This is a genomic window from Lentisphaerota bacterium (genome assembly GCA_016873675.1).
In the GTDB taxonomy this organism is placed as follows: Bacteria; Verrucomicrobiota; Kiritimatiellia; order RFP12; family JAAYNR01; genus VGWG01.
Map to the genome: position 1 here is coordinate 1 of VGWG01000129.1, position 7000 is coordinate 7000.

General features: G+C 60.0%; 7 protein-coding genes. 5 read left to right on the top strand and 2 right to left on the bottom strand.

What is annotated here, in order from left to right:
• From FJ222_11350 to FJ222_11365, 4 genes are all read left to right on the top strand, one after another.
• A partial coding sequence (locus tag FJ222_11350; GenBank protein ID MBM4165017.1) for a phosphoenolpyruvate synthase occupies positions 1-1633 on the top strand: 1633 nt, incomplete at its 5' end.
• Between the two features lie 403 nt (positions 1634-2036).
• A complete protein-coding gene (locus FJ222_11355) occupies positions 2037-2972 on the top strand; it encodes an alpha/beta hydrolase (GenBank protein ID MBM4165018.1) in 936 nt (311 codons plus the stop codon).
• Between the two features lies 1 nt (position 2973).
• Positions 2974-3198, top strand: coding sequence for a hypothetical protein (locus tag FJ222_11360; GenBank protein MBM4165019.1), 225 nt, complete (start codon positions 2974-2976; stop codon positions 3196-3198).
• Positions 3199-3245: 47 nt separating this feature from the next.
• Positions 3246-4046 carry a HAMP domain-containing histidine kinase gene (locus tag FJ222_11365; protein ID MBM4165020.1) on the top strand — a complete coding sequence of 267 codons (801 nt, stop codon included), beginning with the start codon at positions 3246-3248 and terminating at the stop codon, positions 4044-4046.
• Between the two features lie 388 nt (positions 4047-4434).
• Here FJ222_11365 and FJ222_11370 read toward each other — a convergent pair whose 3' ends face one another.
• Positions 4435-4821 (bottom strand): hypothetical protein, encoded by a 387-nt coding sequence (locus FJ222_11370; GenBank protein MBM4165021.1) that lies wholly within the window; start codon positions 4819-4821, stop codon positions 4435-4437.
• A 193-nt stretch (positions 4822-5014) separates the two neighbouring features.
• A complete protein-coding gene (locus FJ222_11375) occupies positions 5015-6178 on the bottom strand; it encodes an IS4 family transposase (GenBank protein ID MBM4165022.1) in 1164 nt (387 codons plus the stop codon).
• Between FJ222_11375 and FJ222_11380 the strand changes: the two genes are divergently transcribed.
• Positions 6084-6998, top strand: a complete 915-nt coding sequence (locus FJ222_11380) for a hypothetical protein (protein ID MBM4165023.1) — start codon at positions 6084-6086, stop codon at positions 6996-6998. The genes FJ222_11375 and FJ222_11380 overlap by 95 nt on opposite strands.
• Positions 6999-7000: the final 2 nt, after the last annotated feature.

The window sequence follows — 7000 nt, forward strand, 5'->3', positions numbered from 1 at the left end:
GCAGGCGGATGCGATGCTCGAATCGCACGATTCGTTCTACATCGGATCGGACGTGTTCTACACCTATCTCGTTCGGAACAAGGTGTGGCGGCACCGGGAGAAGCAACGCGACCGCGACCGCTTTCTCGAAGGCTCCGACGAGGCGCGCGAGCAGATCATGACCGGGCAGTTCTCCGACTACGTCCTGCGCCAGTTCGAGGAGATGCTCGACTACTTCGGGCAGTACCCCGTGATCGTCCGATCAAGCTCGCTGCTCGAGGACAACTATGGCAACGCCTTCGCAGGCAAGTATGAAAGCGTGTTCTGCGCCAATCAGGGGCCGCGTGAAAAACGCATGGCGGATTTCCTCGCGGCCGTGAAGACGGTGTATGCCAGCACCATGAGTGCCGAGGCGCTCAATTACCGCGCCCGGCACGGCCTGCTTGATCGCGACGAACAGATGGCGCTGCTCGTGATGCGCGTGTCTGGCGCCATGCACGGACGCTGCTTCTATCCCCATCTGGCTGGCGTGGGGTTTTCGTTCAATCCCTTCATGTGGAGCTCCAAGGTGGACCCGCGCGCGGGCGTGCTCCGGTTGGTTTATGGTCTCGGCACCCGGGCCGTTGATCGCATTGACGATGACTATACTCGCGTGGTGGCGTTGAATGCGCCCGGCCGCAGGCCCGACGCCGGTTTCGATGAGATCTGCCGCCATTCGCAACGCTGTGTCGACTACATCGACTTGGATGCGGGTCGGCTTGTGTCCGGCGAATTTCTGGAGCTGGTCACGCAATCGATGGACGTGCCCATCTCGCTATTCGCGTCGCTCGATCCCCAGGCGGCCCCGCTCGCCAACGGGCGCGAAGTCTGGATTCTGACCTTTGACCGGCTGCTCGCTGAAACGCCATTCGTGGCCGATATGCGCGCCATTCTCGCATCGCTGGAGGCCGCGTACGGCCACCCCGTCGATATCGAGTTTGCTGTCAATTTTGTCAGTCATCAGGACTATCGCATCAACCTGCTTCAATGCCGTCCGCTGAAGGTGCAAGGGACCAGCGGCGTCGACGTGCCGCAGGTGCAAGTGCCGGACCGGGACGTCATCCTGTCGGCTGCTGGCGCGGTGGTGGGCCATGGGCGCGTGACCGCCGTTGACCGCGTCATCTATGTGGTGCCGGCGCATTTCGCCGTGCTGGCGGATCGCGACCGGTATGCCGTTGCCCGACTGATCGGCGAAATCAACCGGGAATGCGGCCGCCGGGGAGGCTCGACGCTGCTGATCGGTCCCGGACGCTGGGGCACCAGCACGCCCTCGCTGGGCGTGCCGGTCAACTTCTCCGAGATCAATCACATCAACCTGCTGTGCGAACTGGAAGTCATGCACGACACGCTGACGCCGGACATCTCCCTCGGCACGCACTTCTTTAACGAACTCGTCGAAATGAACATGCTCTATTTCGCGTTGTTTCCGAATCGCCCGGGCAACCGGCTGGATGCAGGCGTTTTCGATCGGGAGCCCAGCAGGCTGGCCGACTATGCGCCCAGTGGGAGCGCGTGGGCCGATGTGGTCCGGGTGATCGATCCTTCGGAGCCGGTCAGGCTGGTAGCCGATCCCCGTGCCCAGACGGTGATGTGCTATCGGGTCCAATCTCCCTGACGCCGAGGCGTCATGTCTACGACAACAACAACTTTTATTTCTCATGCGGCAAAAACCCCTTGGTTCGCAATCGAAACCGTTCTACACTTGGCGCACGAGGGATCAAACGCTATTCGTTGGCCTGGAGAGATTGATGAAAGTGACCATTCGCAAGGCGACACCAGACGACACGGCCCAAGTGGCCCAACTGTGGCAGAAACTTCTGCACCACCACCTTCAATACAGCCCTTGTTTTGAGATTTTGGAAGAAAATGGGGATCGATTCCTACATCACGGTCGGAAAACTGGAACCATGAAGGCACACAACAACGGACTCCTCCCGTATTGCTCACCCTAGCGGGTTCGCAAACGGAGCGGCCGGGCGTCATGAGATTATCTGAGGCTCCTGCAAACCTCCACAGGGATGATTGTAAGAGAGAAAGAAGCCCCTACAATGGCTAGACATGTTCTATCTGCTTTGATTCGGCGGCCGTGGCGTGGCCGGAAGTTCGCCGTGCTTGTGGCTGGCTTGGGTTGTGTGGCGCTGATGTTGAACGGATGTGCCAACGGGTTGTTTTACTATCCCGACGCACGGGTCTATTCAACGCCAGACAGGGTCGGCCTGCCGTACCAGGACGTGTGGTTTACCAGTCGCGACGGATCCCCCTTGCATGGTTGGTTTATACCGGCAACGACCCCGGGCCCGGCGCTGGGCACGGTCGTCCATTTCCATGGCAATGCCCAGAACATGACCGCGCATTACGGGTTTGTTTCCTGGCTGCCAGCAGAAGGTTTCAACGTCTTTGTCTTTGATTATCGAGGCTATGGGGCCTCGGCGAAGAAGAAGCCGACCCGTCAGGGCACATTTGAGGATGGAATAGCCGCGCTGGCGTATGTCCGGGGACGTGCCGACCTTGATCCGCAGCGCATGATTCTCTATGGACAGAGCTTGGGCGGAGCATTGGCGTTGGCTGTGGCTGGAGAAACGCATCCAGCAGGCGTGCAGGCCGTGATAGCTGAATCGGCTTTCTCAACGTATCGCGGGGCGGCGGGTGATGGGGTCGGCGCGAATTTTAAACTGGGGGCATGGCTGCGGCCACTGACCTGGCTGTTGGTGTCGGGCGACCACAATCCGAAAGCTTCCGTTGACGCAATCAGCCCTGTTCCGTTGCTGCTGATTCACGGCACGGCCGACACGGTGGTGTCGTATCGGCATGCCGAGATCCTGTTCAAGAAAGCCAGACAGCCCAAACAATTGTTGCCCATGCCTGGCGCGGGACATACCGCCGCCGCCGGTTCTGCAGATATACGCCGTCAAATCGTCGCGTTCTTGAACCAGGGGTGTAAGACAAAAAAGTGAGATGTGGGAGGGAGGCATTGTGCCCGAACATCACCAGCGTATCTTCGAAAAGTTCGGTCAGATCGCCGGCCACACGAATCGTCAGGGCACGGGCTTGGGATTAACCTTCTGCAAACTGGCCGTCGAAGCCCACGGCGGCCGCATCGGTGTCGAAAGCGAAGAAGGGAAGGGTAGCACATTCTGGTTGGCGCTGCCCTGGCTGGACGGCAGTCCGGGAACTCCATAAAAGGTTAGACATGATAGACTCCCCGATGAGTAAGGATGGCATGCGATATGTCTTCGCTACAGCGAGTTAAGCAGATTTCGCACCCGGCACTGATAAGGCCGGCGCGGCAGGCTGTGGAGTCGGCCCTGCTGTACATGCTGCTGTGCAGCACCTACATCCTTGCTTCCGGTTACCTTGCCGTCCTCGTGGCTGCGACTCCATACAAACTGTACGTGATTGAGACGATCAAAGGGATTGGATTCATTGTTTCGACAGGCGTCTTGTTCTTTGTAATTTCCTACCTGCGCTACACGAGAATCCGACGACAAGATGAGATGATCATTGTGCAGGAGAAAATGCTGCTTAATGCAGAAAGAAGACTGATTGCGGCCATGTCCACGGCAATAGTAGCACACGACCTGAACAACTTGCTCATGGTGCTTTCCGGACTTGTCGAAGCACTCAAGCGTCGAGAAAGAGACGCACCGTTCTTGTTCAGGATGATCGAGGAGATTGATGTCAGCATTGAAAAGCTCAGTCATCTTGCCAAACGCCTCGCATCGGCGGCCCGCCGTGCCGTTCCGGAGAAGAAAGAAGATGTTGATATGAAAGCAGCCTTAATCGAGCTGGTCGGCGTCGTGCGAAAGCATCCGGATGTCCGGTTCTGTCGTATTTCGCTGTCTGGCATCGCGCCGCTTACCCTTGTGCTGGACAGAACCCTATTCGAGGAGGCTGTGCTGAATATTCTAATCAACGCAGCCCAGGCAGCCGGCCCGACAGGACAAATAGAAGGGCGTCTGACTACCGAGCAGGGGGCCGCCATACTGGAGATTCACGATAGCGGCCCGGGTGTGCCGGATGACCTCTGAGGACATATTCGAACCGTGTTTTACGACTAAGCCGGACGGCACCGGGATCGGACTCCTGGCCGTTAAGGCGTTTGCAGCGTCTTGCGCGGCAGACGTTTCGGTTGGTCGTTCGCCTTTGGGCGGCGCCGTTTTCCAGATTCGTATCCCGATTCAGAATCAGTCATCGAGCCAGTGATCGGGATCAGGACGCCCTCGGAGGCCCCTCCCGGGTCACCTAACGTCCGGATCGCGTATGCGGCGACTGGGCTGGTAAACTCGGGGCGGCGTCCCAAGGCACCTCCCAAACCGGGCTTTGTTTGCATCACGCATGACGGCTGCGAGGCGGCATGGGGATCTGTTGTCTGGCGCTTGGTGTGGCGACGCAAGAAGGCCGGGGTGTTCGACAACACTAGAGGTCGTCTGCTCTCAGGTCGATGAAGAATAGATCGGCCACCAGATCAAGCAACTCCAGGGGTTCCACGCCAGCATCCAAGCCAACCAAGAGCACGTGTGCCCCAAGGCCGATTTCCGCCGGGCCGTAATCCGGGCCCGCTGCGCCTTCGGCGGTGACATCGGCGATGCTGACCTGAGCGCCGATTTGGCTCTCAAAGCCAACCGGCAGTTTGGGCGTGGGCCCGTTACGCGGACCGGGCAGACCCGCATATACCGTTTGATAGGACCCCAGGAACACAGCGGCCAAATTGGTCACACGGACGTTCAAAGCGACGCCCGGCCCGACACGGGCTCGGAGCCGTACAACATCCAGCATGTCGAGAACGCGGTTGGGTATGTACATCACGACCTTATGCAGGATGCCGTGAGGCTCGACGGAGGAAGACGTTTCCTCAGCCGCATGACCAAGGCATGGTGCGCATCACTGCTGTCCAAGACAGCCTTCATTTTACCGGGTGACGTGCTGATTTACTAGGGTTTTCGTGTTGATTGGCGGGTTGTTCAGGTTGAGGTCTCGGGACATGCTGTCCAAGGTTTCAAAGAGTAAGAGTCAACTGTACGGGTTCGGGCTCCCTGATCGGGACTCCGTACGGGTCGTTGAGCCATTCCCACAAGTCGCGGTAGGTCAGGAGGTTGAAGCGCAGCATGGCCGCCAGGTTGGAGAGGCTCCACTGCCACGAGGACTTGATCTGCATGAACTTCAGGAGCAGGATCGCGATCAGTGCTGTCCAAACCTGCGTCTTGACCGCGTTCTCGCTGGTTCCGACGAAGGTCTTGATCCTGAGGTTCTGCTTGAGCGCCTTGAAGAACAACTCGATCTGCCAGCGGTATCGGTAGATCCGCCCGATGGTGGTCGCAGCGAGCGAGCGCTGGTTGGTGAGCAGGACGATCTCCCGTTCGTTCTCCGCGTCCCAGATGCGGATTCGCCGCAGGATGCAGGTGCAGCCCTTTGCGGCAACCCCTGTCAGGCGTATCCACTCCTCGCCCCGGAACGCGCCGCCGCCGCCGGGGAGGCTGTGGATCACCTCGTACTGGGCGTTGGCCTTCATGCGCGTGACGAAGAAGACGCCCTCGGCGTCCCAGCGGCCAAACATGCCGTAGTCCGTGTAGGCCCGGTCCATCACGACGATGGTGCCCGGATCGAACGAGAGGCCCTGCGCCACGCGCACGTCGTGCGTGCGGCCCTCCGTGACCAGCGCCCAGCACGGCAAGCATCCGCAATCCTGAAGCTGGAGGTGAAGTTTGATCGCGCCCTTGGTTCGGCGGTACTTGGCCCAGTCGAAGACCTCCAGGCACAGGTCGATCACCGTCGAGTCTATCACACGCAACGGATTCTTGAACCGGAAGGGTCGGCGTCTCTCCGCCGCCAGCGTCTGGCACCGTCCCAGCAGCTGCTCGAAGACGCCTTGGTAGAGCTGCCACGGCCTGTGCGAGTTCGCATATGCCAGCGTCGAGCGCTTCGGCGCCTCTGCGGGAGGGCTCGATGCTTTGGAACGGTTTCTCGGGCGTGTGCCGCCACGCAGCGGTCTGGCGTTTGTTATCGTCCAGCATCTGGATCCGACGCACAAGGGGATGTTGGCCGAGCTGTTGCAGCACGTCACCGGCATGAAAGTCGTCCAGGTCAGGGATCGCACCCCGGTGCGGCCGGAGTGCGTGTATGTCATCCCGCCGAATAAAGACATGTCCATCTTACGCGGCATGCTCTACCTGCTCGCGCCGGTCGCGCCCCGCGGGTTGCGCCTGCCGATCGATGTCTTTCTGCGTTCGCTGGCGCAGGATCAGCGGGAGCGCAGCATCGGCGTGATTCTCTCGGGAATGGGGGCCGACGGCACGCTGGGCTTGCGGGCGATCAGGGAGAAGGCCGGCGTGGTGCTGGTGCAGGAGCCGACGACGGCCAAGTTCGACGGCATGCCGCGAAGCGCGATCGACGCCGGGCTGGCCGATATTGTCGCTCCGGCGGAGGAACTGCCGGAGAAGCTCATCGCGTTCCTTCAGCGCGCGTCGCCGCGCGCGCCATCGAAAAAGGCCATTAGCACGAACATGCAGAACGTGTTGGGCGACGTGTGCGTTTTGCTGCGCGCCCACACCGGCCATGATTTCTCGCTCTATAAAAGCAATACGCTCTACCGGCGGCTTGAGCGGCGCATGGGCATTCACAAGATCGGCAAAATGACGGACTACGTTCGCTATCTGGAGGAGAATTCGCAGGAGCTGGATCTGCTTTTCAAGGAGATGCTGATCGGGGTGACTAACTTTTTCCGCGATCCGGACGCCTGGCAGCAGTTGCGCGACCAAGCCCTGCCGGAACTGCTGGCGAGCCGGTCATCCGGACAAGCCATGCGGGCGTGGGTGCCCGGCTGTTCCACCGGGGAGGAGGTCTACTCGCTGGCGATGACCTTCAAGGAGGCGATGGATAAATGCCGGCCCCGGGAGAACGGCGCCCTGCAGATTTTCGGCACCGATCTGGATCACGACGCCATTGACAAGGCCCGGCACCGATCTGGATCACGACGCCATTGACA

What these genes read in the sequence shown, in the direction of transcription:
- FJ222_11355 (MBM4165018.1), top strand. Translation starts at nt 2,037, where the DNA reads ATGATTGTAAGAGAGAAAGAAGCCCCTACAATGGCTAGACATGTTCTA.
- FJ222_11360 (MBM4165019.1), top strand. Translation starts at nt 2,974, where the DNA reads ATGTGGGAGGGAGGCATTGTGCCCGAACATCACCAGCGTATCTTCGAA.
- FJ222_11365 (MBM4165020.1), top strand. Translation starts at nt 3,246, where the DNA reads ATGTCTTCGCTACAGCGAGTTAAGCAGATTTCGCACCCGGCACTGATA.
- FJ222_11370 (MBM4165021.1), bottom strand. Translation starts at nt 4,821, where the DNA reads ATGTACATACCCAACCGCGTTCTCGACATGCTGGATGTTGTACGGCTC.
- FJ222_11380 (MBM4165023.1), top strand. Translation starts at nt 6,084, where the DNA reads ATGAAAGTCGTCCAGGTCAGGGATCGCACCCCGGTGCGGCCGGAGTGC.
- FJ222_11375 (MBM4165022.1), bottom strand. Translation starts at nt 6,178, where the DNA reads ATGCCGCGTAAGATGGACATGTCTTTATTCGGCGGGATGACATACACG.